The organism is Agromyces larvae, from assembly GCF_022811705.1.
Taxonomy (GTDB): Bacteria; Actinomycetota; Actinomycetes; order Actinomycetales; family Microbacteriaceae; genus Agromyces; species Agromyces larvae.
This window is the reverse complement of sequence record NZ_CP094528.1, coordinates 621,446-645,348: the sequence shown is the minus strand read 5'-3', so window position 1 is coordinate 645,348 and position 23,903 is coordinate 621,446. Positions and strand designations below refer to the sequence as shown.

The window sequence follows — 23,903 nt, the reverse complement described above, 5'->3', positions numbered from 1 at the left end:
AACGGCCGGCCGACCTGCGAGCATCGGCGCCTGGGATAGGTTCGCCCTATGCCCCAGGAGCACTACTTCTCGTCGAGCCCCGCCGCACCCGAGTCGCTGCGGACGATCACCGTCCGGCTCGCCGGGCGCGAACTGGCGGTCGTCACCGCGCCCGCGGTGTTCAGCCCCGGCCACCTCGACGGCGGAACCGCGGTGCTGCTCGACGAGGTGCCCGACCCGCCCGCGACCGGCCACGTGCTCGACCTCGGCTCGGGCTGGGGGCCGATCGCCCTGAGCCTCGCGTTCCGGGCCCCCGAGACGACGGTCTGGGCGGTCGACGTCAACGATCGCGCCCTCGACCTCGTTCGACGCAACGCCGCACGCCACGGCCTGACCAACGTCAACGCCGTGCCCGCCGAGGGTGTTCCCGACGACATCGAGTTCGCGACGATCTGGTCGAACCCGCCGATCCGGGTCGGCAAGGCGGTGCTGCACGAGCTCATGACGACCTGGCTGCCCCGGCTCGCGCGCGGCGGCACGGCATGGCTCGTCGTGCAGAAGAACCTCGGCGCCGACTCCCTGCAGCGCTGGCTCGCCGAGGAGTTCGCCGACGGATTCGAGGTGTCGCGGGCCGCGACCTCGAAGGGGTTCCGGGTGCTGCGCGTCGACCGGCGCTGAACGGCGGCCCGCCCGACACGGCGGGCCAGACGCGCCCGGCGTCGACGGCGCCGACCTCAGCCCAGCGCGAGCACGCCGTCGAAGACCAGCTCCGCCGGCCCGCTCAGCCAGACCCGCTCGCCGTCCTCGGCGGCGGCGACCCGCACCCCGAGCACGCCGCCCGGCACCTGCACGCGCCATTCGTCGGGCGCTTCGGCGCCGGCCCAGTGCCGAACCGCGACCGCGGATGCCACGGCGCCGGTGCCGCACGAGAGCGTCTCCCCGGAGCCGCGCTCGTGCACCCGCATCCGGATGCGGCCGACCCCGCCTTCGACGAGCGGATCGGCCGGAACCACGAACTCGACGTTCGCCCCCGCGGGCGGAGCCGGCTCGAGGATCGGCGCAGCGGCGAGGTCGAGCGCGGCGAGCTCGTCGTCGTCGGCCAGTGCGACCACGACGTGCGGATTGCCGACGTCGATGCCGAGCCCGGGCCGAGCGACCGGCAGCGATCTCGCCCGGACGAGCGGCTCGGCCGCCTCGCCCTCGGCGAGCCGCCACACCCCGAGGTCGGCCTCGAACCCGGCCGGTGCGCGTCGCACCCGACGGACGCCGGCACGCGTGCCGATCGCGATCGACGCGTCGTCGGCGAGCGTGGCGAGCCCCTGATCGAGCAGGAACGCGGTGAACACCCGGATGCCGTTGCCGCACATCTCGGAGACGGAGCCGTCGGCGTTCCAGTAGTCCATGAACCACACCGCGTCGGGGTCCGCCGCCACGACGGCGGCCCCGTCGGCGAGCTCGCTCGAACGCACCGCGCGGATCAGCCCGTCGGCGCCGACCCCGAATCGCCGGTCGCAGATCGCCGCGATCTGCGTCGGGGTGAGGTCGAGGTCGCCATCGGGGTCGCTCACCAGCACGAAGTCGTTGCCGGTGCCCTGCCCCTTCGTGAACGCCAGGTCGAAGGACATGCGGTTCAGTCTACGGTCGACGCGGGCGCCGGCCGGCGTCGTGCGGCGACCGCCCAGCCGAGCAGCGCGACGGCGATGCATCCGGCCCCGATCGCGAGGCCCGCGAACCCGGCGACCTGCAGCGCGACCCCCGACGCCGCGCCGCCGCCCGCCGCCGCGACCCCCATGCCCACCTCGCCCCAGCCCTCCCGGCGCAGGCGAACCGACTCCACCGCGTCGCGGGCGAGGATCGCGCTGCCCGCGACCAGCGCGAGATTCCAGCCGAGCCCGATCACCACGACCGCGCCGGAGACGGTCGGCAGGTGCGCCGGCGCCACGGCCGCGAGCACGGCCGCGCCGGCCAGCACCGCCGCCGCGAGGCCGGCCGCGCGTTCCGCGCCCAGCCGCCCCGTGACGAACCCCGACAGCGGTGCCGGGGCGAACATCGCCGCGACGTGCAGTGCGATGACCACGCCCAGCACCTGGAGGCCGCCATCGTGCAGGTGCAGCACGTGCATCGGCAACGCGGTCATCACCAGGACCATCACGAGGTTCGCGAGCGAGAGGACGCCGACACCGACGACGGTGTCGCGACGACGGTGCGATGCGGCAGGGGCGCCGTCGGGCGCCGCTTCGTGCGACCCCGTGCTCGCGTCCGCACGGGGCGGGACGGGCACCGCCGTGAACGCCGCCGCCGCGACGACGAACGCCGCCGCGCCGAGCACGAAGCATCCGGCCAGCGGGGGAAGGCCGAGCGCCTGCCCGAGCCGGTCGCTCGGCTCGAGCAGCAGCGGCCCGACCACCGCGCCGACCGACGTGGCGACGAGCAGCGCCGTCAGCGCGCGGACGCGTCGTGCGGGCTGCGCGCGTTCGGCTGCCGCGTAGCGGCTGAGCATCACCGCGGCGTTGCCGGCGCCGAAGAGCAGGCTTCCGGCGAGCAGCGCGGGGAACGACGCGACGATCGCGGCGCCGACCACGATCATCGCACCCACGGCCGCGGCCACCGCGCCGACGGCGAGCGATCGCACCCGGCGTCCGCCGCGCGATGCCGCGCTGATGCCGAGCGCGGCCACGGCCGTGCCGATCACGAGCATGGCCTGCGGAAGACCGGCGACCGCCATCCCCCCGCCCACCCGTTCGGCGAGCAGAGCCGCAGCCGATCCGGCGACCCCGTTGGCCAGGGCTCCGATCGATGCGGCGGCGAACAGCACGTGTTCGCGGGGCGGTCGTCGTGCCGCGTCGACATCGTGCACGGAGCGGGCTTCCCAGGTCATGCCGGCAATGCTAGAAAGGCTGAAAGGCGCGATGAATGCCCGCTGAGGGCGGGAATCCCGGCTCTCACATTGCGTTCGAAACGAGAGGAAGGGTGTGCACGATGCAGTCGTACGAACCCGATGAAACCGACTGGGCGATCCTGCGCGAACTGCAGGCCGACGCGCGCATCTCGTTCAACGAACTCGGGCGCCGCATCCACCTCTCGCCGCCCTCCGTCGCCGAACGGGTGCGACGACTCGAGGGCCTCGGCGTGATCGCCGGCTACTCCGCACGGGTCGATCCGGCCGAGGTCGGGCAGCCGCTCACCGCGTTCATCCAGTTGAAGTGCGACCCCGGGCGATGCCTGCTGCGAACCGCCGACCCCGACGATCTGCCCGAGGTGGTCGAGATCCACAAGCTCGCCGGCCGCCACTGCACGCTGCTGCGCGTGCGGGCGGCCTCCATGTCGCATTTCGAAGGCCTCGCCGAACGCATCGGCTCGCACGGCGCGATCGAGACGACGATGGTGCTGTCGACGCCGTACGCCAGGGCCGACGTGCGCCCCGCACCGCCGCCCCGCCCGGTGACCACCGGGGATCGCTGGTGGTCGACGTCCCGCGGCGGATCAGCCTAGCGAGATCTGGCGGTCCAGCTCGGCCGCCCGGTCGGATGCCTCGTCGGCATCGATGACCGCAGCGTCCGCGTACCGTTTGAACCAGCTCACCTGCCGTCGCGCGTACACCCGGGTGAGCTGCTGGGTCTCGGCGATCGCGTCGGCCTCGCTCAGTCGGCCGTCGAGCTGCGCGAGCGCCTGCTGGTAGCCGATCGCCTTGCGCGCCGTCACGCCGCGCTCGATGCCGAGCGGCACGAGCCCCCGCACCTCGTCGATCAGGCCGTCGCGCCACATCCGCTCGACGCGTGCGTCGAGGCGTTCGACGAGCCGGGCCCGGTCGCTGCGCAGGTGCACGATGCGGTGCGGTCGCCACGGCACCGGTTCGTCGGGCAGTCGGGCGGCCTTCGGCTCCCCCGTCACGGCGATGACCTCGAGCGCGCGCACGATGCGGCGGCCGTTCTGCGGGTCGACCGCTGCGGCGGTCTCGGCGTCGATCGTCCGCAGCCGGGCGTGCAGCAGGCCGGGGCCGCGTTCCGCGAGCTCCCGTTCGAGCTCGGCGCGGATCACCGGGTCGGTGCCCGGGAAACGGAAATCGTGGATCACGCCCGAGACGTAGAGCCCCGAACCGCCGACGAGCAGCGCCACCGCGCCGCGCCGCTCGATCTCGTCGATCGCGGCCCGCGCGGCGGGCTGATAACGGGCGACCGACGCCTCCTCGGTCACGTCGAGGACGTCGAGCAGGCGGTGCGGGATGCCGCGACGCTCGTCGACCGCGAGCTTCGCGGTGCCGAGGTCCATGCCGCGGTAGAGCTGCATCGCATCGGCGTTGACCACCTCGGCCGCCCGGCCTACGCGCGCGAACGCTTCGGCGAGGTCGAGCGCGAACGCCGACTTGCCCGTGCCCGTGGCACCGACGATCGCGATGAGGGTCACGTCGGCGTCAGCGCTGCGAGTCGCTCGGGTCGTAGATCGGCATCGTGCCGACACCCGGCGACACCAGCGGCTCGCGGCCGATCCGCAGCGACGGCAGGCCGAGCGACACGCGGCCCGCGGCGCCCGAGGCACCGGCGTCGGCGTCGGCCGGCACCCCGCAGCTGTCGGCCTGCGCACGATCCCACGCGTCGCCGGCACGGGTGCGGCGGATCACGAGCGGGGACCCGTCGACCGAGTCGGCGATGAGGTGGAAGGGCGCCGCCTGGGTGACGGTCACCGACACGACGTCGCCGGGCCGCGGAACCGCCGAACCCTCGGGAACCTCGAAATGCACGAGCCGGCTGTCTTCGGCACGGCCGCTCAGCCGGTGCGTCTCGGCGTCCTTCTTGCCCTCGCCGGTCGAGACGAGCACCTCGACCGGGCGGCCGACGACCCGCTGGTTCTCCTCCCAGCTGATCCGCTCCTGGAGGGCGATGAGCCGTTCGTAGCGCTCCTGCACGACCTCCTTCGGCACCTGGTCGGCCATCGTCGCGGCGGGAGTGCCCGGCCGGACGGAGTACTGGAACGTGAAGGCGGACGCGAACCGCGCCTGCTCGACGACCCGCAGCGTCTCCTCGAAGTCGGCTTCGGTCTCGCCTGGGAAGCCCACGATGATGTCGGTCGAGATCGCCGCGTTCGGGATCTTCGCACGCACCCGGTCGAGGATGCCGAGGAACCGCTCGGAGCGGTACGAGCGGCGCATCGCCTTCAGGATGCGGTCGGAACCCGACTGCAGCGGCATGTGCAGTTGGGGCATCACGTTGGGCGTCTCGGCCATCGCGTCGATGACGTCGTCGGTGAACGCGGCCGGATGCGGGCTCGTGAAGCGGATGCGCTCGAGCCCGTCGATGCCGCCGACCGCCCGCAGCAGCTTGCCGAACGCCTGCCGGTCGCCGAACTCGACCCCGTAGGAGTTCACGTTCTGGCCGAGCAGGGTGACCTCGATCGCGCCGTCGTCGACGAGCGCCTGCACCTCGGCGAGGATGTCGCCGGGCCGGCGGTCTTTCTCTTTGCCGCGCAGCGACGGCACGATGCAGAAGGTGCAGGTGTTGTTGCACCCGACCGAGATCGAGACCCACCCGCTGTACGTGGAGTCGCGCTTGGTCGGCAGCGTCGACGGGAACACCTCGAGTGCGTCGAGGATCTCGAGCTGGGCTTCGTCGTTGTGCCGGGCCCGCTCGAGCAGGCTCGGCAGGGACCCCATGTTGTGCGTGCCGAAGACGACGTCGACCCAGGGGGCCTTCTCGAGGATGACGTTCTTGTCCTTCTGGGCGAGGCACCCGCCGACCGCGATCTGCATGCCCGCGTGGCGGCGCTTCACGCCCGCGAGGTGGCCGAGGTTGCCGTACAGCTTGTTGTCGGCGTTCTCACGCACCGCACACGTGTTGATGACCACGACGTCGGGCTCGGCGCCGTCGGCGGGGACGTAGCCGGCCGCCTCGAGCGAGCCCGAGAGCCGTTCGGAATCGTGCACGTTCATCTGGCAGCCGAACGTGCGCACCTCGTAGGTGCGGGGGGCGCGCCCGGCCTCCTCGGCGGGCGCGACATCGGTGGCCCCGCCGTGCGAGGCCTCTCGAAGAGTGCTCATGATCGCACCAGTCTACGAGCGATCCGCACCGAGTACCTGCGACAGGACGTCGCGCACGAGCTCGGCCGGATACCCCCGCCGCTGCAGGAACGCGCTGAGGCGGCGCTCGGCGACGTGCCGCTCGAGGCCCCGGAGCTGGCGGTGCCTGCGTTCGGCGACCTCGAGGGCCTGCTCGCGTTCGGCCGCGGGATCCAACGCGTCGACCGCCTCGCGGGCGATCACGGGATCGATGCCGCGCCGCCCGAGCTCGGAGAGGATCGCACTCGACCCCCGGCCGCGGCGCGAGGTCTGCACATGCACGAGCTGCTCGGCGAGACGGGCGTCGTCGAGGTACCCGAGCCGTCGGTACCGCTCGATCCACTCGTCGACCTCGACGTCGTCGAGCCCGTGCTCGACGAGCACCCCGCGGACCTCGGCGATCGACAGCGACGATCGGCGCAGCCGCGACACGACGAGCCGGTCGATGCGCTCGTCGCGCTCGGGCCCGGTCTCATCGGCGAACGCGTTCTGCGGCAGCGATTCGCCGCGCCGGCGTGTGCCCGTCACCCCGGCCCGTCGCCCGGCGCCGCGCTCGCCCGGCCCGGCGCCGCGGTCTTCCGGCCCGGCACCGCGCTCGCCCGGCTCGGCGCCGCGCTCGCCCGGCCCGGCACCGCGCTCGCCCGGCCCGGTGCCGCCGACGACCGCGAGTCGCGGGCGGGTCGACCGTCGCGACCCGCGACCGCCCGCCGGGTGCCGCTGCTGCGACCGCGCCGCGTCGCCGAAGGGCCGATCGTCGCCGGGCGAGTCGTCGCCGGGCGAGTCGTCGCCGACCGGGTCGGCGACGGCGGCGTCGCCGTCATCGGCCTCGTGGATGCTCCGCCCCGGGATCGCCCACGGCAGATACGAGACCGGGGCGAGATGCTCGTCGGACGACGGGTCGCTCATCGTGCTCCTCTCCCCGATCTCGTACGCGCGATCGCGCCGCTCAGTGCTCAGGCGCCGCGGCGCTTGGCGTCGATGGACTCGACGTTCGCCGGCGCCGCGGCAGCGGCCTGCGCCCCCGCCGCGCCGATGCCGAGCTTCACCAGGATCTTCTGCTCGATGTCGGCGGCGATGTCGGGGTTCTGCAGCAGGAAGTTGCGGGCGTTCTCCTTGCCCTGGCCGAGCTGGTCGCCGTCGTACGTGTACCACGCGCCCGACTTCTTCACGATGCCCTGGTCGACGCCGTAGTCGATGAGGCTGCCCTCGCGGGAGATGCCCACCCCGTACAGGATGTCGAACTCGGCCTGCTTGAAGGGCGGAGCCATCTTGTTCTTCACGACCTTGACGCGCGTGCGGTTGCCCACCGCCTCGGTGCCGTCTTTCAGGGTCTCGATGCGGCGGATGTCGAGACGCACCGACGCGTAGAACTTCAGCGCCTTGCCGCCCGCGGTGGTCTCGGGGCTGCCGAAGAACACCCCGATCTTCTCGCGCAGCTGGTTGATGAAGATCATCGTGGTGTTGGTCTGGTTGAGCCCACCGGTGAGCTTGCGCAGCGCCTGCGACATGAGACGGGCCTGGAGGCCGACGTGCGAGTCGCCCATCTCGCCCTCGATCTCGGCGCGCGGCACCAGGGCGGCGACCGAGTCGATGACGATGAGGTCGATCGACCCCGAGCGCACGAGCATGTCGGCGATCTCGAGTGCCTGCTCCCCCGTGTCGGGCTGCGAGACGAGCAGCGAATCGATGTCGACGCCGAGCTTCTTCGCGTACTCGGGGTCGAGCGCGTGCTCGGCATCGACGAACGCGGCGATACCGCCGGCTCGCTGGGCGTTCGCGATGGCGTGCAGGGTGAGCGTGGTCTTGCCGGAGGACTCGGGACCGTAGATCTCGATGATGCGGCCGCGCGGAAGACCGCCGACGCCGAGCGCCACATCGAGTGCCACGGAGCCGGTGGGGATCACCTCGACCGGGGCGCGCTCCTCGCTGCCGAGTCGCATCACCGACCCCTTGCCGAACTGACGATCGATCTGGGCGAGTGCGGCTTCGAGGGCCTTCTCGCGGTCTACGGGTGAGGGCATCGGTGGCTCCTTCATGCTCGGTGTGGCTGCCTTCAGACTGTCGATCCGTGCGCCGGGCCGTGACCCGGCACGTTTCTCGACAAGGCTTGCGGATGATTCCGACGCCTCCGACCGTACGGCCACCCCCCGACATCGGATGCATCACTGCGTTCGATGTGGAAAGCGGCGTCGTCTCCGCCCGCTGGGGAGGACATTACCCGGTTCACCGAACGGATGTTCGAACGACGCGCCGCGCGTCGAACACGCGTTCGGCCGATCAGCGCCCGCTGCGCTCGCGGTGCCCGGGGCCGTGCCGGCGTTCGACCGGGACATCCATCGCCGCGCAGAGCGCCGCCCACACGTCGCGCGGCGCAGCGCCGGCCGCGAGCGCCTCACGTGCGGTGCGCCCGCCGAACGCCTCGAGCCCGACGTCGCCGACGACCACCGCCCCGTAGCGCGCGCCGAACTCCTGGTCGACGGCGAACTGGAACTCGCTCAGCTTCACGACAGCCACCACCTCGGAAACAGACGATCGGCCGGTCGAAGGACCGGCCGATCGTGGGACGACGTCTGCGTCAGCGGACCATCATGTCCGCGTCGAACTCCGCCACGAGCTCTTCGGGGAGGCTGTCGGGAACCTGACTGACCCCCTCGATCACCGCGATGCGGTCGCCCACCTCGTGCATGATCACCGAGATGGGGGTGTCGAGCGCCTCGGCGACGGAGGCGAGGATCTCGCTCGAGGCCTCTTTCTGACCCCGCTCGACCTCGCTCAGGTAGCCGAGTGCGACACTCGCCTTGCTTGCGACCTGACGGAGGGTGCGGCCCTTCTGCAACCGGAAGTCCCGCAGCACATCGCCGATCTCCTGTCGAACCAGAACCATCGGAACCTCCTTCGTCTCATCGAGCCGACTCGTGAGGGACCTGCCCCTCGCGTCCTCGTACTCTAAGCCTTCCACACTGGAGTTTCCGTGTGAACCTGCGATGTGTAACAGGCTGTTCACGAAGCCTATTCCGCGGCCCGAACGGGCAGCTCGTCGAGCGCGTCGAGGCAGGCCGCGACGGCTGCGCGCACGGTCTCGGCGCGGATCGCGGCCCGATCCCCGTCGAGCCGCAACTCCGTCACCGAGGTCTCGCCGCCGGCGAGCACGGCGACGTACACCGTGCCGGGGGGCCGCCCGTCCTGCGGGTCGGGTCCGGCGACGCCCGTGGTGGCGATCGCGACGTCGGCCGGGCGGCCGCCGACGGCCAGCACTCGCGCCGCGCCGAGCGCCATCTGGCGGGCGACGTCGGCGTGCACGGCGCCCTCCCGGGCGAGCAGGTCGGCCTCGACGCCGAGCACCGTGTGCTTGACGGCGGTGTCGTAGGCCACGACCGCGCCGGAGAGGGTCTGGGATGCTCCGGGGATCCGCACCAGCTCGGCGGCCAGCGCCCCGCCGGTGAGGGACTCGGCGATCGCGACGCGCAGACCGCGCCGGGTCAGCGCGGCGACGAGCCTGGCGGTCGGGTCGCGCTCGGCGGCACCGATGGACTCGACGGCGGATGCCGCGCTCACGAGCCGCTCACGCGTCCTCGCGCTCGGCACGGGCCAGCCGCACGGCGTCGCGCACGTAGAGCAGCCCCGACCACACGGTGAGCACGAGGGCGATCGCGATGAGCACGGCATTGACCCACGACATGAACAGGCCCGACTCGGGCTCGCCCAGCACGGCCGGAAGCGGCGCGAGCGCGAACGAGATCGCGACCGCCTGCGCGACGGTCTTGAGCTTGCCGCCCGACGATGCCGGCACCACGTTGCCGCGCCCGAGCTCGACGAATCGCCACACGGTGATGCCGACCTCGCGCAGCACGATGAGGCCCGTCACCCACCACGGAACCTCGCCGAGGATCGAGAGGCACACCAGCGCACCGCTCGTGAGCAGCTTGTCGGCGATCGGGTCCAGGATCTTGCCGAGATCGGTCACGAGGCCGCGACTGCGGGCGATGTGCCCGTCGACCCAGTCGGTCGAGATGGCGATCACGAACAGCGCGGCGGCCGCCCACCGCAGCCCTCCGCCCTCGCCCGCGTCGGCCAGCAGCAGCCAGAAGAACACGGGCGCGAGCAGGATCCGCACGATCGTGATCGCGTTCGGGAGGTTCCAGTTGCTCACCGGGGGCGCGACGCCGTCGGCGGAGGAGGTCATGCTGCCAAGGATAGCCGCGGCTCAGTCGCGCCCGGTGAGACCCCAGGCGTCCTCGTCGCCGGATGCCTCGACCTCTTCGAGCCCCTCGGGGATGCGGCCGATCGGGTCGTCGTACCGGTCGTCGATGGGCGCGGTCGCGCCGGACGCCTCGGACGGCGCCGCGGCCGCGGATGCCTCGGATCGCGCGGCGGGCGCCCCCGCCGGCTCGTCGCCGCGGATGCGGGCCAGGACGCCGGGCAGCTGCTCGACGGTGACGAGCACGTCGCGGGCCTTCGACCCCTCGGACGGCCCGACGATCTCGCGCGACTCGAGCAGGTCCATCAGCCGGCCCGCCTTCGCGAACCCGACGCGGAGCTTGCGCTGCAGCATCGACGTCGAACCGAACTGGGTCGACACCACGAGTTCGGCCGCCGCGAGCAGCAGCTCGAGGTCGTCGCCGATGTCGGCGTCGATCTCTTTGCGTTCGACGACGGCCGCGACATCCTGCCGGTACTCGGGGCGAGCCTGGCGCGTCACGTGCTTCACGACCCGTTCGATCTCGGCCTCGGTGACCCACGCCCCCTGGACGCGGATCGGCTTGGACGCACCCATCGGCAGGAACAGCGCATCGCCCTGCCCGATCAGCTTGTCGGCGCCGGGCTGGTCGAGGATGACCCGCGAGTCGGTCACGCTCGTGACCGCGAACGCGAGCCGACTCGGCACGTTCGCCTTGATGAGGCCGGTGACGACGTCGACGCTCGGACGCTGGGTCGCGAGCACCAGGTGAATTCCCGAGGCGCGCGCGAGCTGGGTGATGCGCACGATCGAGTCCTCGACGTCGCGCGGGGCGACCATCATCAGGTCGGCGAGCTCGTCGACCACCACCAGCAGATAGGGGTACGGCTTGAGCTTGCGCTCGCTGCCCGCCGGCAGCACGATCTCGTCGTTGACGACGGCCCGGTTGAAGTCGTCGATGTGGCGGAACCCGAACGACGCGAGGTCGTCGTACCGCATGTCCATCTCCTTCACGACCCACTGCAGCGCCTCGGCCGCCTTCTTCGGGTTCGTGATGATCGGCGTGATGAGATGCGGCACGCCCGCGTACGGCGCGAGCTCGACGCGCTTCGGGTCGACGAGCACCATGCGCACCTCGCTGGGCTTGGCACGCATGAGCAGGCTCGTGATCATCGAGTTCACGAAGCTCGACTTGCCCGACCCCGTCGAGCCTGCCACGAGCAGGTGCGGCATCTTCGCCAGGTTCGCCACGACGTAGCCGCCGCCCACGTCCTTGCCGACGCCGATCGTCATCGGGTGCTTCGCGTTCGTCGCGGTGCCCGAGCGCAGCACGTCGCCGAGCGTGACCGTCTCACGGTCTGCGTTCGGGATCTCGATGCCGATCGCGCTCTTGCCGGGGATCGGCGAGAGGATGCGCACCTCGTTCGACGCCACCGCGTACGCGAGGTTCTTCGACAGCGCGGTGACGCGCTCGACCTTCACGCCGGGTCCGAGCTCGATCTCGTACTGCGTGACGGTCGGGCCCCGCGAGAAGCCGGTGACCTTCGCGTCGACCGAGAACTGCTCGAGCACCCCGGTGATCTGCCGCACGACCTCGTCGTTCACCGCGGAGCGCTGCTTGGCGGGCGCGCCCGCAGCGAGCGTCGCCGCCGACGGCAGGTGGTACGGGCGGTCGGGCACGGGTTCGGTCTCGACCGCCGGTGCCGGCGTGGCATCCGTCGCCCCGTCGGCGAGCAGCTCGGTCGCGCCCGTCGGCATCTCGCCCGTGAACCGACCGACCGCCGCCTCGGCGCGCGCCAGCTCGTCGAGCACCGACGCGCCGTACGCGTCGACCGGTTCGGGCACGCCCTCGAGCGCCGACTCGAAGCTGCCGTCGACCGAGCCCGGCCCGAACACCTCGGTGAGCCCCTCGGCTCCCGCGGGCTCGAACGCCGGATCCTCCTCGCGGCCCTGCGCGTTGCGTCGCCACCAGGGCAGATGCGGAGCATCCGCGTCGCCGTCGATGCCGTCGAGCTCGACCTGCTCGGCGCGCTCCTTGCGCTTCCGAGACGGGCGCGGCTCAGCCGCGTCGGGCTCGGCGGCGCCGAACAGCCAGACGTACAGCTCGCGGAACCGTGCGCCGATGCGGTTCGGCGGCGTCTTGGTCATGATCAGCAGCGACAGCACCACGAGCAGCAGGATCACCGCGGTCGCGCCGTACGGCGTGATGAGCAGGATGAGCGGTTGCGCCAGCATCCACCCGAGGATGCCCCCGGCCCGCGCCAGCACCGGCATGCCCTCGCTCGGCGACGGCTGGCCGCCGAAGACGTGGCAGAGGGCGGCGACGCCGACGAGCAGCAGCACCAACCCGATGCCGATGCGCGTGTTGTCGTGCACCGAGCTCGGATGGCGGAACAGCCAGACCGCGAACAGCAGCAGCACCACCGGCAGACCGAACGCGACCCGCCCGAGCAGGCCGCCGAACGTCCATGCGTCGAACCCGACCGCGATCGGCTCGTCGATGTAGAACCACTCGACCACCGCACCCGCGATCGCCATCAGCACGATCAGGAACGGCAACCCGTCGCGACGCTCCTCCTTCGCGAGCGTCTCGGGGCCGAGAGCACGGGCGGCGCCGCCCGTGAGGTGCGCGAGGCCCATCCAGGCGCGCACGGGCACGCCCGGGCCGTCGGGCGCGGGCTTGGCGGCCCGGGTCGCCGGCAGCTTCTTGGTGGGGGCCGTCTTCGACGACGAGCGAGACGACCCGCGGGCGGATGCGCCCGAGGCACGCCCGTTCGACCTGGTGCTCGTAGCCATGCGTTCCACGCTAGCGGGCGCATCCGTCATCCCCGCGGAGGCGACGCCGGGCTCGGCCGAACGCGCCGCCCGGCCGTCGAGGGCCCCGCCCTCGCCGCGGCCGGCTCAGCGCAGGCGGCGCGCCATCGTCTCGCGGCCGCCCCGCGCCTCGACCGTGAGGAATCCCTCCGAGCGGTAGAGGTCCCGCGCGTAGTTCTCGCGCTCGACGCTGAGCGTCAGTCGCGCGAACCCGGAACGCCGCGCCTGCTCGACGAGCTCGCGCAGCAGACACCGCCCGATGCCCTGCGCCCGCCACGGCGCGCGCACCCCGATGACGAGCTCGGGAACGCCGGCGGCCACGAAGCCGTGCGCTGCGCGATCGGCCTGGAAGAGCCGATACCAGGCCGCGCCGACGGGTCGGTCGTCGGCGTCCACGGCGACCACCCCGGCATCGCCCGGCCGCTGCCACCCCGCGATGTACCGACGGGAGATCGGGTCGGCGAGCACGGTCGGGCGCGGGCGATGGACGCCCTCCCGCCAGTTCACCGCCTCGACCACCATGTCGGCGAGGAAACCCCCGTCGTCGGGCATGGCCGGGCGGGTCGTGAACGCCGCCATGCACGGATGCTACGGCGCCGCGATTGCACCGCGATGACGCCTCGTTTCAACGACGTTTCGGTCGGCGTGGCGGCTCAGAACCGGATCGCGTCGATCACGCGCACCCGCACCGCCGCGAGCGCCGGCAGCAGGCCGGCCAGGGCCCCGACGGCGACCGCGGCGCCCACGCCGATGACCGCCGCCTCGACGGGGAACCCCGGCATGTCGTCGAGCTCGGATCCGAGCAGCATCGCCGGCAGCGGACTGCGCAGCACCGCGATGGAGATGCCCACGCCCACCACGCCCGCGACGAAGGTGCCGACCATCGTCTCCATGAGCACCGAGAAGAACACCCGGCCGGCCGTCGCGCCGAACGACCGGCGGATGCCGATCTCGCGGATCCGGGTGCGCACGGTGACGAGCGCGATCGTGAGCAGGCCGAGCGCGCCGAGCAGCAGGATCACGACCGCGACGCCGGCGATCACGAGCTTCAGCGGCAGGTACGGGTCGCCGTCGTACGCCGCGTAGTCGGTGCGCCACGACTCGACCGTGGCCTCGCCGCCCAACTCGGCGGCGAACGCCTGCTTCAGCGACTCGGTGAGCTCGTCGGCCTGCTCGGGCGGCAGCCACGCCTCGTACGACGGCTGGAACGTCCCCGTCATCGGGTCCGCGGTCTCGGACGCGAGCGCGAGGTACGCGTCGGCGAGGACGTAGGCCTGCGGCGTCGTGTCCCACTCGCCCCGGCTCGGCGTGACCCCGATGATCACCGCGGTCGCGGGGGTCGCGGTGCCGACGAGCGGGGTCGTGGGATGCGTCTCGAGCGGTGGCCGGCCCAGCCGGTTCCAGAAGGCCTCGTTCACCACGAGCGCGGGCGCCAGGCGGTCGGCATCGCGATCGACGAACCAGTTCCCCTCGGCGAGTCGCACCCGGTGCATCTCGCCGAAATCGGGATCGACGACGACGAGGTCGAGCGGCACGACCCCGTCGGCGAACTGCGCGTCGAGCCGCCCCCACCCGTTGCGCGTGGCGTACCCGACATCGTGCCGGCCGAGCGCGCGCTGCCAGGCCGCCTGCGCGACCGCGGGGTCGACGGGGCCGGCGACCATCGGCTGGAACTGCACCGTCGCGGGGCGACCGCTGGAGCGCTCCTGCATCTCGCGGCCCGACTGCTCGGCGATGGCGCCGGCGGCGACCACCGACGCCAGGGCGCACACCGCGAGCGCGACGCCGATGAGCGACAGCAGCACCCGCCCCCGATGGATGCGCAGCTCCTCCATCGCCTCGACCACGGTCGACACCATGCCGGTCGCCGTCCGGCCGAGCCACCCGATCACGCCGCGACCCCGTCCGTCGGCTGAGGGCCGGCCGGGTCGGCAGGGCCGGCTGGGTCGGCAGAGCCGGCCGGGTCGACAGAGCCGGCCGGGTCGACAGAGCCGGCCGGGTCGACAGAGCCGGCCGGGTCGGCAGAGCCGGCTGACCCGACGCCGCCGGCGGGGCGGGCGCTTCCGGCGCTGGGCGGGGCATCCGAAGACGCAGCCGCCGAGCCGCCCCGCTCGATCGGAGCGTCGAGCGCGTGCAGCCGGCCCTCGGCCAGCCTGAAATGCCGGTTCGAGCGCGCCGCGATCGCCGGGTCGTGCGTGATCGTGACGAGCGCCGCACCGGTCTCGGCAGCGACCGATTCGATGAGCTCCATCACGGATGCCCCGGTCTCCAGGTCGAGCGCGCCGGTCGGCTCGTCCGCGAGGATGAGCCGCGGTCGCCGCACGAGGGCGCGTGCGATCGCGACCCGCTGCTGCTCGCCGCCCGACAGACGCTCGGGCTTCGTGGCGAGCCGCTCCCCCAGCCCGACGCGCTCGAGCATCTCGGTCGCGATGCGTTCGCGGCGCCAGAACTCGCGGCCGCCCGAGTACAGCAGCGGCGTCTGGACGTTCTCCAGCGCGGTGCGCCCGGGCAGCAGGTTGAACTGCTGGAAGACGAAGCCGATCCCGCGACCGCGGATCCGGTCGCGGGCCCCGCTGCCGAGCCGGCGCACCTCGCGCTCCTCGAACCAGAGGTCTCCCTCGTTCGGCGTATCGAGCAGGCCCAGCACGTTGAGCAGCGTCGACTTGCCGGAGCCCGAGCGCCCGACGATCGAGACCCGGTCGCCTTCCTCGACGATGAGGTCGACCCCCGAGAGGATCGTGAGCGGCCGGTCGTCGGGCAGCCGAACCGTGCGACCCACGCCGCGCGCCTCGACGAGGGCCATCAGCGCACGACCCCGCAGATCATCGAGCCGTCACCGGGGTCGACGCAGCCCTGCTCGGCGACCGCGGCCGCGCCCGGCACGAACTGGAGCACCGTGTCGCCCTCGGCGAGTCCCTCGACCACCTCCACCTGCGTGCCGTCGCTCAACCCGAGCCGCACCGCCTGCTCGGCCCGTTCGCCGTCGGGCTGCACGACCCAGACGGTGCCGGTCTCGGCGCCGCCCGTCACCGCGGTCGTCGGCACCACGAGCACGTCGTCGGCGACGCCCGCCGAGATCTTCACCTGCGCGCTGAGCCCCGCGAACACCCGCACGTCGCCGGGCACCGCGCAGCGCACCGTCGTGCCGCCGCCCGCGTCTCCGCCGGCGCCGGAGCTCGCGCCGACACCGGCCCCACCGGCCCCGCCGCCCCCGCCGGTCGTCGCCGCCCCGGTCGAGATGGTCAGCCCGCCGCAGGTGAACGGCGCCGGGCCGCCGGCGATCGTGACGAGCGCCTCGGTCGGCGCATCCGTCAGCCGGTACTGCTGCTCGGGGCTCATCGTCGCGGTCACGTTGAAGCTCGGCGGCGCGACCTGCCCGGTCGACTCCCCGATCGACACCTGCTGGCCCGGCAGCACGTCGAGCGCCGCGAGCACCCCCGCGATCGGCGCGAGCACGGGCTCGTAGTGATAGGTCTGCTTCGGCATCGTCACGGTCGGCAGCCCGTCGGGCCCGGTCGACTCGACCGGTTCGACCGCATCGGCCACCTTGATGTCGTACAGCTTCTGCCCCACGGCGACCTGGCCGCCGACCGCGGCGAACACCTCGTCGACCGCGCCCGTTCCGGTCGCCTTCAGCACCGCCGGCGCGTCGGCGCTCACCGTGCCGGTGAGGGTCAGGTCGTTCGCGACGGAGGCGCGTGCCACGGTGTACACCGGCTCGGAGACGGTGCCGGTGGGCTGCAACGCGACATCCTCGGGTGCGCGGTCGGGGAAGAACGCGAGCTTGGCCAGGGCGACGGCGATCACCGCCACGAGCACGATGCGAACGGTCGGCAGGATCCATCGGCGCCAGATGCCCACGGCACTCCTTCGTCGGGTCGTCACGGGGGGACCGCCCGAGGCAGGGCCCGGCGGCTCCCCTCACCCTAGGGGCGCGCATGCGTCCGGCGGAATACCTCTCGGGGAGGAATCCGGGATGTCCCGGACGAGGCTCGTCCGGGGCATCCGATCAGGCCTCGATGACCAGCGGAACCAGCATCGGCCGGCGACGCAGCCGCCGGTTCACCCAGGTGCCCAGCGTGCGGCGAACGAGCTGCTGCAGCGCGTACGGGTCGCGCACGCCGTTCTGGGCGGCATCGGCCAGGGCCGCCACGATCTTCGGCTTCACATCGTCGAACACCGAGTCGTCCTCGGCGAAGCCGCGGGCGTGGATCTCGGGGCCCGTCACGACCCGGCCGGTCTGCGCGTCGACCACGACGATGACCGAGATGAAGCCCTCTTCGCCGAGGATGCGGCGGTCCTTCAGGTCGGCGTCGGTGATCTCGCCGACCGTGGACCCGTCGACGTACACGAACCCGAGGTCGAGCTGGCCCGCGACGCGCACCTCGCCGTCCTTCAGGTCGAACACCGTGCCGTTCTCGCCGAGGAAGGTGCTCGACTCGGGGATGCCGGTGTCGCGCGCCAGCTTCGCGTTGGCGACCAGGTGGCGGTACTCGCCGTGGATCGGCAGCACGTTGCGCGGCTTCAGGATGTTGTAGCAGTAGAGCAGTTCGCCCGCAGCGGCGTGGCCCGAGACGTGCACCTTCGCGTTGCCCTTGTGCACCACGTTCGCGCCGAGCTTGGTGAGCCCGTCGATCACGCGGTACACGGCGTTCTCGTTGCCGGGGATGAGGCTGGACGCCAGGATCACCGTGTCGCCCTCGCCGATCTCGACCTGATGGTCGCGGCTGGCCATGCGGCTGAGCACCGCCATCGGCTCGCCCTGCGAACCGGTCGACATGAAGACGATGCGGTCGTCGGGGATGTCGCCGGCCTTCTTGTAGTCGATGAGCACGCCCTCGGGCACCTTGAGATAGCCCAGGTCCTCGGCGATGGTCATGTTGCGCACCATGCTGCGGCCGAGCAGCGCCACGCGTCGCCCGTTCGCGTGTGCCGCGTCGAGCACCTGCTGCACGCGGTGCACGTGGCTCGAGAAGCTCGCCACGACGACCTTGCGCTTCGCACGCGAGATCACCTGGTCGAGCACGGGGCCGATGTCGCGTTCGAGCGGCGTGAAGCCCGGGACATCCGCGTTCGTGGAGTCGACCATGAACAGGTCGACGCCCTCTTCGCCGAGGCGCGCGAACTCGCGCAGGTCCGTGAGCCGGCCGTCGAGCGGCAGCTGGTCCATCTTGAAGTCGCCCGTGGCGAGCACCGTGCCCGCGCGCGTCTTGATCGCGACCGCGAGCGCGTCGGGGATGGAGTGGTTCACCGCGACGAACTCGAGCTCGAACGCGCCGAGCCGCTCGTGCTGGCCCTCGGCGACGGTGAGCGTGTACGGCGCGATGCGGTGCTCTTTCAGCTTCGCCTCGACGAGCGCGAGCGTGAGCGTCGACCCGATCAGCGGGATGTCGGCGCGCTGCTTCAGCAGGTACGGCACGGCCCCGATGTGGTCCTCGTGGCCGTGCGTGAGCACGACGCCGACGATGTCGTCGAGCCGGCTCTGCAGGAACCCGAAATCGGGCAGGATCAGGTCGACGCCCGGCTGGTGCTCCTCGGGGAAGAGCACCCCGCAGTCGACGATGAGGATCTTGCCGTCGAGCTCGAAGCTCGTCATGTTGCGGCCGACCTCGCCGAGGCCGCCGACGGGGATGATGCGCAGCGTTCCGGGCTCGAGTGCGGCCGGTTCGGCGACGACGTCGGGCATGTGCCCTCCTTCGGTGGTGGTGTTCAGTTGGGTGCGGGCTCAGGGCTCCGCGGATGTCTCGGGCCGCACGTGTGCGCGGCGGGGCGCGTCAGCGCGTGGTGCCGGCCACCTTCGGCAGCGCGCCGCCCGCGGCGGCGTTGCGGTCGGGCCGGAAGTTGTGGAAGTCGACGCCCGGCACGCCCTGCACGAGGTCGATCTCGTCCTCGATGAGCGCGGCCTCCCACTCCTCGGGGCCGACCAGCGGCAGGCGCACGCGCGGGCTGCCGATGCGACCGAGGCCGTGCAGGATGTACTTCGCCGCGACGGTGCCCGGCACGTGGGTCATGACGGCGCGCACCAGCGGTTCGAGCTGCCGGTGCGCCTCGGTCGCCGCGGAGAGGTCGCCGCGGTTCACCGCGTCGACGATCACCCGGTACGGCGCCGGGGCGATGTTCGCGGTCACGCCGATGAGCCCCGTCGCGCCGATCGCGAGGTGCGGCAGGATGTTCTCGTCGGCGCCCGAGAAGTACATCAGGTCGGTCTGGTTGAGCACCCGGCTGACCTCGCTGAAGTCGCCCTTCGCGTCCTTGATGGCGAGGATGTTCGGGTGCTTGGCGAGCCGCAGGATCGTCTCGTACGTGATCGGCACGCCCGTGCGGCCGGGGATGTCGTACAGGATGACCGGCAGGTCGGTGGCGTCGGCGACCATGCGGAAGTGCGTGAGGATGCCCGCCTGGGTGGGCTTGTTGTAATACGGCGTCACGATCATGATGCCGTCGGCGCCGACCTGCTCGGAGTGCTTGTAGAGCTCGATCGCGTGCGCGGTCTCGTTCGAGCCGCCGCCCGTGATGATCTTCGCGCGGCCGGCCGCGACGTCCTTGCCGACCTCGACGAGACGGATCTTCTCGGGGTCGGTGAGGGTCGACGTCTCGCCCGTGGTACCGGTGACGACGATGCCGTCGGCGCCCGCCGAGATGACATCGTCGATGTGCTTCTCGACCCCGGGCCAATCGACCTCGCCGTCCGCCGTCATCGGCGTGACGAGCGCGACGAGCACCTGTCCGAAGGGGTTGTCCTGAGTCACGCCCTCCAGGCTATCGGTATGGCGGGTGTCGACGTGTCGCGTGCCCGCCGTCGGCGCCGCGGCACGACGTTCGCGCCGGAGGAGTTCCTCCCCGACACGCCGAATCCGATGCCCCTCGCACGGTGTGTCGCGCGCGGAGTCCTACGCCGTGTCATGGCCGGCCGAGGCCCCGCGAGAAGTGGAGGCCGCGATCGACCCGAGCGAGGATGGCCGCTTCGACGATCCCCCATTCGTGCACGACGAGCGCGTAATCGAACCGCAGGGTCTCGAACCCCAGCGCTGCCGCGAGCGCGTCGCGACGCAGATCCTTGTGCCGGTGCTGCGGCGACTCGTGATTCGATCGGCCGTCCACTTCGAGGATGAGCCGGTCGCCCACGACGAAGTCGACCCGTCCGACGCCCGGCACCTCCACCTGGCTCTGCACGTCGATGCCGTACCGCCGCAGCCGAAGCCGCAGCAGCGATTCGAGCCCGCTGTCGGCGTTCCACCTCGCGAACTCCGTGAGCCAGCGATGCTCGGCCGGCAGCCCCGACCTGAGGCGGTCGAGGCCGCGCCGATCGATCAGCCGTCGGCGCATCGCCGACTCGAGGCAGACGAAGAACTCCTCTGCACCGAGGCACCCGAGCACCTGCCGGAGCGCGTCGACGATCGACACGAGACCCGCCGACGAGGAGACGTCGTTCCAATGCTGCACGCAGCGGCATGCCGGGTGCGGGCGTCGACGGCCCGTCGGGCGCATCGCAACATGCGTCTCGGCATGCGCCCCGAGCACCCACACCCCGGCTAGGCGCAGCCGTGAGACGCACCCGACTGCGCCGCCGTGGAGCAGGGCGGTGACGAGGTCGGGTTCGGCCTCGGGAGTGACGTAGGTGCCGGGTCGGATGCGGACGAGGTCGCCGGTGCGCACCGCCCGAGCCAGCGAGCGACGATCGATGCCGAACGAGTCGAGCTCGCGAGCCGAAACGACGCCGCCGAGGTCGGCGCAAGCCTGATGCACGAGATGCGGTTCAACGGGCATGCGTCGACGGTGCCGCCGAGCGCCGGCCGTCACGGCCTCGGCGAAACGAACAGTGGAGCGGGGCCGACTGCAGCCGGGCTGTGGAGGAGGAGTCGCGCAGATCCGTCGCGAGACGGTGTGGTGCGCAGCGTAGGAGATTCGCCGGGACACGCCGACTCGGGTGGGCGCGTGGCGGCGTGTCGCCCGCGATCTCCTACGCCGCGAACGTGGCGGGGGGCTGGGGGGCGGGGGCGGGGCGGGCGGGGTGGGTGGGGTGGGTCAGGTGCGGGTGCGGGTGGTGAAGCGGTACCGGAGGGCGGTTCGGGAGGTCAGCCACGGGCCGGATGCCTCGAGCCGCCAATCGGCGCCGATGGCCGGCGCGTGCGCGTCGCCGAGGACGTCGAGGTCGATCTCGGTGACCTCGAGCCGGTCGGCCCGGTCGATCGTCTGCCGGTACACGTCGGCGCCGCCGATGACCCAGGTCCACGCGTCATCCGGCCGGCCCGTCGCGGCGAGCGCGAGCGCCTCGTCGACCGAACCCGCCCGCTCGGCACCCTCGGCCGACCAGTCGGCCTGCCGCGTGACGACGACGTTGCGCCGGCCCGGCAGCGGGCGGAACCGGGGCGGCAGCGACTCCCAGGTGCGTCGGCCCATCACCACGGGGCATCCGTCGGTCGTCGCCCGGAAGTGCGCCAGGTCTTCGGGCAGGTGCCACGGCATGGTGCCGCCCGCGCCGATCACTCCCCCGTTCGCCTGCGCCCAGATCAGGCCGATGCGCGCCACTCGCCGCCCCCGACGGGTCAGACCGCGACCGCGGCGCGGATCGCCGGGTGGTGCACGTAGTCGACGAGCTCGACGTCGTCGACCTCGTAGTCGAAGATCGACGCCGGCTTCCGCCGGAAGCGCAGGCTCGGGTACGGGTAGGGGTCGCGCGCGAGCTGCGCCTCGACCTGCTCGCGGTGGTTGTCGTAGATGTGGCAGTCGCCGCCCGTCCAGACGAACTCGCCGGGCTCGAGCCCGGTCTGCTGCGCCACCATGAGGGTGAGCAGCGCGTAGGACGCGATGTTGAACGGCACGCCGAGGAAGAGGTCGGCGCTGCGCTGGTAGAGCTGGCAGCTGAGCTTGCCGTCGGCGACGTAGAACTGGAACAGCGCGTGGCAGGGTGCGAGCGCCATGTCGGGGATGTCGGCGGGGTTCCAGGCCGACACGATGAGTCGGCGCGAGTCGGGGGTGCGGCGGATGTCGTCGATCACCTGCGAGATCTGGTCGATCTGCTCGCCCGACGGCGTCGGCCACGACCGCCACTGCACGCCGTAGACGGGGCCGAGGTCGCCCGAGGCGTCCGCCCATTCGTCCCAGATGGTGACGCCGTGCTCGTGCAGCCAGCCGACGTTCGAGTCGCCGCGGAGGAACCAGAGCAGCTCGACCGCGACCGACTTGAAGTGCACGCGCTTGGTCGTGATGAGCGGGAACGACTCGGCGAGGTCGAACCGCAGCTGCCGCCCGAACACGCTGGTCGTGCCGGTGCCGGTGCGATCGGACTTGTGCGTGCCGTGCGCGAGCGTGTCTCGCAGCAGGTCTTCGTACGGGGTCGGGATCGGCTGGCTCACGCCCTCGATGCTACGCCGCGGGTGTGTCATGCCCGGTCACATTCGCGCGGCGTCGCGGCGGCCGTCCTAGCATCCCCGTCATGGACTGGCCCGCCGCGCTCGCGGTCGCTGCAGCGCTCGTGGCGCTCGCGACCGGTCTCGGCCTGCTCGCGCGCCGCAGCTCGGGTCGGGTGCGCCTCGCCTCGGGCACGGCGCCGGATGCCTCGGGCCGGGCGTCTGCGGCCGAGCTGCTCGGCCTCGGGCATGACCGGCTCGGCTCGACGGCGACGCTCGTGCAGTTCTCGACCGAGTACTGCAGCCGGTGCCCGGCGACGGCCCGGCAGCTCGGCGAGCTGGCCGACGGGTACGGCGGCGACGGCGCAGTGCGGCACCTCGATGTCGACCTGACGCGCGATGCGGCCACCGCCGACCGGTTCGCCGTCACCCAGACCCCCACCGTGCTCGTGCTCGACGCCGCCGGCGCCGAGGTCGCCCGCATCGGCGGGCCGCCGCGCGCGAGCGAACTCCGCGACCTGCTCGACACCCTCACGAGGAGCACCCATGTCAGCTGACGATTCCGCCCGCCCCGCCGGCATCGACCCCCGCGGTCCGCGCTTCACGGCCGCCATCACCGCCGCGCTGCTGCTCGTGGTCGTCGTGCTCGGCGTCGCCGGTGCGGCGCTCGCGGCCTGGATCCTGCTCGCCGTCATCGCGGCCGTGTTCGCCTGGAGCGCCCTGGCCGGCGTCGCGCGCAACCCGTTCGGCGCGATCTTCCGACGCTTCGTGCGCCCGCGGCTCGCGCCGCCCGCCGAGCTCGAGGACCCGCGCCCGCCGACGTTCGCGCAGGCCGTCGGGTTCGCGGTCACGGTGGTCGGCGTCGTGCTCGGCGCGTTCGGGCTCGCGCCCGCGGTGCCGATCGCGGCCGGGTTCGCGTTCATCGCCGCGTTCCTGAACGCGGCGTTCGGCTACTGCCTCGGATGCCAGATCTACCTGCTGCTCGTGCGCGCCCGGGTGATCCGCCCCGCCTGATCGGACGTGGCCGTCCGGCATCGCCCCAACCGCCCCTGCCGCTCGACGCCGCCCGCGGCTAGTCTGGGGTTCCCGGTGTCGACGAGGAGGACCAATGGCCGTAACGAGTGAATCGACCACTGTCTGGGCCGGCGGCCTCATCGACGGCTCCGGCACCGTCGCGCTCGACTCGTCCGGGCAGGGCGAGTTCCCCGTGAACTGGAAGGCGCGTGCAGAGGGCGCGGCCGCCACGACCACCCCCGAAGAGCTGCTCGCCGCCGCGCACTCGTCGTGCTTCTCGATGGCGCTGTCGTTCGCGCTCGCGAACGCGGGTCACGCGCCCGAGCGCATCCAGACCACCGCGGCGGTCACGTTCGAGGCCGGCAAGGGCGTGCTCGGCAGCCACCTGCTCGTCAGCGCACGGGTTCCGGGTCTCAGCGAGGCCGAGTTCGAGGCGTTCGCCGACGACGCCAAGGCCAACTGCCCGATCTCCCAGGCGCTGGCCGGCATTCCGATCACGATCGAAGCCGAACTCGCCTGA

At 72.4% G+C, this 23,903-nt stretch carries 25 protein-coding genes; 5 read left to right on the top strand and 20 right to left on the bottom strand.

The annotated features are described in order from the left end of the window. The first annotated feature begins 48 nt into the window (after nucleotides 1–48). Nucleotides 49–657: a class I SAM-dependent methyltransferase gene (locus tag MTO99_RS02945; RefSeq protein WP_243556818.1), complete on the top strand. Its 609-nt coding sequence runs from the start codon at nucleotides 49–51 to the stop codon at nucleotides 655–657. A 56-nt stretch (nucleotides 658–713) separates the two neighbouring features. Here the strand turns inward: MTO99_RS02945 and dapF are convergent, their stop codons facing one another. Beyond that, nucleotides 714–1,604 carry a diaminopimelate epimerase gene (dapF, locus tag MTO99_RS02940; protein WP_243556816.1) on the bottom strand — a complete coding sequence of 297 codons (891 nt, stop codon included), beginning with the start codon at nucleotides 1,602–1,604 and terminating at the stop codon, nucleotides 714–716. A 5-nt stretch (nucleotides 1,605–1,609) separates the two neighbouring features. Next, complete coding sequence (locus MTO99_RS02935) at nucleotides 1,610–2,857, bottom strand: MFS transporter (RefSeq protein ID WP_243556815.1); 1,248 nt, start codon at nucleotides 2,855–2,857, stop codon at nucleotides 1,610–1,612. A gap of 101 nt (nucleotides 2,858–2,958) precedes the next feature. Between MTO99_RS02935 and MTO99_RS02930 the strand changes: the two genes are divergently transcribed. Further along, the gene (locus tag MTO99_RS02930) at nucleotides 2,959–3,471 is read left to right on the top strand and encodes an Lrp/AsnC family transcriptional regulator (protein WP_243556814.1); all 513 of its coding nucleotides are present in this window, start codon (nucleotides 2,959–2,961) and stop codon (nucleotides 3,469–3,471) included. On the opposite strand, the gene miaA is transcribed toward MTO99_RS02930, so the two are convergent. The 18 genes from miaA to MTO99_RS02840 all read right to left on the bottom strand — a co-directional run bounded on the left by miaA (nucleotide 3,463) and on the right by MTO99_RS02840 (nucleotide 22,405). Continuing rightward, a complete protein-coding gene (gene miaA, locus MTO99_RS02925) occupies nucleotides 3,463–4,383 on the bottom strand; it encodes a tRNA (adenosine(37)-N6)-dimethylallyltransferase MiaA (RefSeq protein ID WP_243556813.1) in 921 nt (306 codons plus the stop codon). The genes MTO99_RS02930 and miaA overlap by 9 nt on opposite strands. Before the next feature lie 7 nt (nucleotides 4,384–4,390). After that, a complete protein-coding gene (gene miaB, locus MTO99_RS02920) occupies nucleotides 4,391–6,010 on the bottom strand; it encodes a tRNA (N6-isopentenyl adenosine(37)-C2)-methylthiotransferase MiaB (RefSeq protein ID WP_435520789.1) in 1,620 nt (539 codons plus the stop codon). 12 nt (nucleotides 6,011–6,022) lie between these two features. After that, entirely contained in the window at nucleotides 6,023–6,934 is a 912-nt protein-coding gene (locus tag MTO99_RS02915) for a regulatory protein RecX (RefSeq protein WP_243556812.1), read from the bottom strand. Between the two features lie 47 nt (nucleotides 6,935–6,981). Beyond that, on the bottom strand, nucleotides 6,982–8,049 hold the full coding sequence (gene recA, locus MTO99_RS02910) for a recombinase RecA (RefSeq protein ID WP_243556811.1): 1,068 nt from the start codon (nucleotides 8,047–8,049) through the stop codon (nucleotides 6,982–6,984). A 256-nt stretch (nucleotides 8,050–8,305) separates the two neighbouring features. Continuing rightward, nucleotides 8,306–8,533, bottom strand: a complete 228-nt coding sequence (locus MTO99_RS02905; RefSeq protein ID WP_243556810.1) for a DUF3046 domain-containing protein — start codon at nucleotides 8,531–8,533, stop codon at nucleotides 8,306–8,308. A 70-nt stretch (nucleotides 8,534–8,603) separates the two neighbouring features. After that, the gene (locus tag MTO99_RS02900) at nucleotides 8,604–8,912 is read right to left on the bottom strand and encodes a helix-turn-helix domain-containing protein (protein WP_243556808.1); all 309 of its coding nucleotides are present in this window, start codon (nucleotides 8,910–8,912) and stop codon (nucleotides 8,604–8,606) included. A 125-nt stretch (nucleotides 8,913–9,037) separates the two neighbouring features. Next, nucleotides 9,038–9,583 carry a CinA family protein gene (locus MTO99_RS02895; protein WP_243556806.1) on the bottom strand — a complete coding sequence of 182 codons (546 nt, stop codon included), beginning with the start codon at nucleotides 9,581–9,583 and terminating at the stop codon, nucleotides 9,038–9,040. A gap of 7 nt (nucleotides 9,584–9,590) precedes the next feature. Beyond that, nucleotides 9,591–10,211: a CDP-diacylglycerol--glycerol-3-phosphate 3-phosphatidyltransferase gene (gene pgsA, locus MTO99_RS02890; protein ID WP_243556804.1), complete on the bottom strand. Its 621-nt coding sequence runs from the start codon at nucleotides 10,209–10,211 to the stop codon at nucleotides 9,591–9,593. Nucleotides 10,212–10,232: 21 nt separating this feature from the next. Continuing rightward, nucleotides 10,233–13,001: an FtsK/SpoIIIE family DNA translocase gene (locus MTO99_RS02885; RefSeq protein WP_243556802.1), complete on the bottom strand. Its 2,769-nt coding sequence runs from the start codon at nucleotides 12,999–13,001 to the stop codon at nucleotides 10,233–10,235. A gap of 105 nt (nucleotides 13,002–13,106) precedes the next feature. Next, entirely contained in the window at nucleotides 13,107–13,598 is a 492-nt protein-coding gene (locus tag MTO99_RS02880) for a GNAT family N-acetyltransferase (RefSeq protein ID WP_243556800.1), read from the bottom strand. A 74-nt stretch (nucleotides 13,599–13,672) separates the two neighbouring features. Further along, complete coding sequence (locus MTO99_RS02875) at nucleotides 13,673–14,911, bottom strand: ABC transporter permease (protein WP_243556797.1); 1,239 nt, start codon at nucleotides 14,909–14,911, stop codon at nucleotides 13,673–13,675. Further along, nucleotides 14,908–15,798, bottom strand: coding sequence for an ABC transporter ATP-binding protein (locus MTO99_RS02870; protein WP_354002506.1), 891 nt, complete (start codon nucleotides 15,796–15,798; stop codon nucleotides 14,908–14,910). Before MTO99_RS02870 ends, MTO99_RS02875 begins: the two co-directional genes overlap by 4 nt. 23 nt (nucleotides 15,799–15,821) lie before the next feature. Next, the gene (locus MTO99_RS02865) at nucleotides 15,822–16,880 is read right to left on the bottom strand and encodes a permuted SH3 domain-containing protein (RefSeq protein WP_243556796.1); all 1,059 of its coding nucleotides are present in this window, start codon (nucleotides 16,878–16,880) and stop codon (nucleotides 15,822–15,824) included. A 148-nt stretch (nucleotides 16,881–17,028) separates the two neighbouring features. Then, nucleotides 17,029–18,705, bottom strand: a complete 1,677-nt coding sequence (locus MTO99_RS02860; protein WP_243556795.1) for a ribonuclease J — start codon at nucleotides 18,703–18,705, stop codon at nucleotides 17,029–17,031. Nucleotides 18,706–18,793: 88 nt separating this feature from the next. Continuing rightward, nucleotides 18,794–19,768, bottom strand: coding sequence for a 4-hydroxy-tetrahydrodipicolinate synthase (dapA, locus tag MTO99_RS02855; RefSeq protein WP_256461031.1), 975 nt, complete (start codon nucleotides 19,766–19,768; stop codon nucleotides 18,794–18,796). A gap of 151 nt (nucleotides 19,769–19,919) precedes the next feature. Further along, nucleotides 19,920–20,786: a type IV toxin-antitoxin system AbiEi family antitoxin domain-containing protein gene (locus tag MTO99_RS02850; protein ID WP_243556794.1), complete on the bottom strand. Its 867-nt coding sequence runs from the start codon at nucleotides 20,784–20,786 to the stop codon at nucleotides 19,920–19,922. Nucleotides 20,787–21,044: 258 nt separating this feature from the next. Further along, on the bottom strand, nucleotides 21,045–21,548 hold the full coding sequence (locus MTO99_RS02845) for a dihydrofolate reductase (protein WP_256461030.1): 504 nt from the start codon (nucleotides 21,546–21,548) through the stop codon (nucleotides 21,045–21,047). Nucleotides 21,549–21,565: 17 nt separating this feature from the next. Beyond that, nucleotides 21,566–22,405 carry a thymidylate synthase gene (locus tag MTO99_RS02840; RefSeq protein WP_243556793.1) on the bottom strand — a complete coding sequence of 280 codons (840 nt, stop codon included), beginning with the start codon at nucleotides 22,403–22,405 and terminating at the stop codon, nucleotides 21,566–21,568. A 50-nt stretch (nucleotides 22,406–22,455) separates the two neighbouring features. Here MTO99_RS02840 and MTO99_RS02835 point away from each other — a divergent pair, with 50 nt between their 5' ends. The 3 genes from MTO99_RS02835 (at nucleotide 22,456) to MTO99_RS02825 (ending at nucleotide 23,903) form a co-directional block, all read left to right on the top strand. After that, complete coding sequence (locus tag MTO99_RS02835) at nucleotides 22,456–22,926, top strand: thioredoxin family protein (protein WP_243556792.1); 471 nt, start codon at nucleotides 22,456–22,458, stop codon at nucleotides 22,924–22,926. After that, complete coding sequence (locus MTO99_RS02830) at nucleotides 22,916–23,383, top strand: DUF4395 domain-containing protein (RefSeq protein ID WP_243556790.1); 468 nt, start codon at nucleotides 22,916–22,918, stop codon at nucleotides 23,381–23,383. The genes MTO99_RS02835 and MTO99_RS02830 overlap by 11 nt, the downstream gene beginning before the upstream one ends. Before the next feature lie 94 nt (nucleotides 23,384–23,477). Next, nucleotides 23,478–23,903: an OsmC family peroxiredoxin gene (locus MTO99_RS02825; protein WP_243556788.1), complete on the top strand. Its 426-nt coding sequence runs from the start codon at nucleotides 23,478–23,480 to the stop codon at nucleotides 23,901–23,903.